The following is a 1,323-nucleotide window of genomic DNA, read 5'->3' as shown; positions in this document are numbered from 1 at the left end:
GGTAAAATCTAAATTTAATAATATACTTAATTTTCTCTCAGGTTTCTTTGTATCTGAAAATGAATACTTTATTTTATCCAGCTACATCCCAGTTAAATACTTAGTTGAATTTCAAATTATTTTGGGCCAATTGCCTCGGCTTTGGAAATTAATTTCATCGCCTGCACTCCCATTAAATATAGCCTCTAGAAATTGGAATTTAGATGTAGGTGTAGTATCTGAATTTGAAGAAATTTTAAAAAGTATGATTCCATTTCAATTACCTAGAATATATTTGGAAGGTTATCAGAAGCTATATGATCAGCTGTCGGAGTTTAGATGGCCGAAGAATCCGGATATAATTTTTACTAGTAACGCACATAATGCAAATGATTTTTTTAAGGCCTATTCTGCGCAAAAAATTGAAAGCGGATCTCTTTTAGTCATTGGTCAACATGGTGGACATTTCGGAATCGGGAAATGGTCCTATATGGAAGAACATGAAACTTCAATATCTGACAGGTATTTAACATGGGGATGGAGCAATTCGGATACAAGAGTTCATAGTAATTATGCGATCACAATAGCGGGAAAGAAGAATGTAAATTGGAATCCAAAGGGTAGGCTTTTACTTGTAACCTGCACTATGCCAAGATATAGCTATTGGCTTTATAGCTCAGTTTGTTCATCACAATGGGTAAGTTACCTGAATGATCAATTTCTGTTTACCGAAGCTTTGAGTAAAGATGTGAGAGACTCTCTTACTGTTCGACTTTATGCTCATGACTATGAATGGAATCAAAGTGATCGTTGGAAATTCGCATTCCCTGACATATCACTAGATATTGGCACCACTCGAATGGAAAAGTTAATGTCTGATAGTAGGATTTACGTTTCTACATACAATGCTACAACTTTTTTGGAATCAATGGGAAGAAATATGCCTACAATTATGTTTTGGGATCCTAAATATTGGGAATTGCGTGATTCTGCGATTCCACATTTTGAAAAGTTAGAGCAGGTTGGGATTTTCCATAGAACTCCAGATTCTGCTGCGCAAAAGGTGAATGAGATCTGGAATAATATCGAATCCTGGTGGAATTCAAAAGAAATCCAAAGTGTAAAAAACGAATTTTGTTTCCAATATGCTAGAAAAGTTGATATGCCTTGTAAAACATTACAAAAAGCTTTGGAAAGAATTAGATAAACGAATAGAAGAACAAAGAAATCATACAGTGATTAACCAGGCTATTAAATTTTTAGATAATCAGCAAGAAGGAGATGTTATAAAGCTGATAGAGCAAATATTAGAATCTGAGTATGTTGGTTCACTTAGCTCATTAG

Annotated in this window: 1 protein-coding gene; it reads left to right on the top strand. The window is 34.3% G+C overall.

Annotation, left to right across the window (positions count from 1 at the left end):
- Positions 1 to 1,186: LIC12162 family transferase (locus EHQ62_RS17260; RefSeq protein ID WP_135645150.1), on the top strand; the 1,186-nt coding region annotated here is incomplete at its 5' end.
- Between the last annotated feature and the right edge of the window lie 137 nt (positions 1,187 to 1,323).

The organism is Leptospira jelokensis (assembly GCF_004769635.1).
Classification (GTDB): Bacteria; Spirochaetota; Leptospiria; order Leptospirales; family Leptospiraceae; genus Leptospira_A; species Leptospira_A jelokensis.
Note: the sequence above shows the minus strand (reverse complement) of the source record. Positions and strands in the feature narration are given on the sequence as shown.